We start from the raw sequence: 267 nt of genomic DNA, 5'->3' as shown, positions 1-267 counted from the left end.
AGTGCTCACACAGATTGTCTGATGAAAATAGCAGTAAAAATCTCTGCAGGCTTGTAGCTCAGGTGGTTAGAGCGCACCCCTGATAAGGGTGAGGTCGGTGGTTCAAGTCCACTCAGGCCTACCAAATGCTTCCTGATTCCGCGTTGCGGAACAACTCGCATACTTCAGTATGCTTCGTTATTCCACGCCTTGTCTCAGAAAGCATTACCGGTACAGAGATTAGTGTATACGATGGGGTTATAGCTCAGCTGGGAGAGCGCCTGCCTT

At 49.4% G+C, this 267-nt stretch carries 1 tRNA gene; it reads left to right on the top strand.

Annotated features, from left to right (window positions below):
* The first annotated feature begins 47 nt into the window (after nt 1-47).
* A tRNA-Ile gene (locus tag KW829_RS22785) sits at nt 48-124 on the top strand.
* The last annotated feature ends 143 nt before the right edge of the window (nt 125-267 follow it).

Origin of the sequence: Enterobacter sp. ENT02, from assembly GCF_019219165.1 — a bacterium.
In the GTDB taxonomy this organism is placed as follows: Bacteria; Pseudomonadota; Gammaproteobacteria; order Enterobacterales; family Enterobacteriaceae; genus Enterobacter; species Enterobacter mori.
Note: the sequence above shows the minus strand (reverse complement) of the source record. Positions and strands in the feature narration are given on the sequence as shown.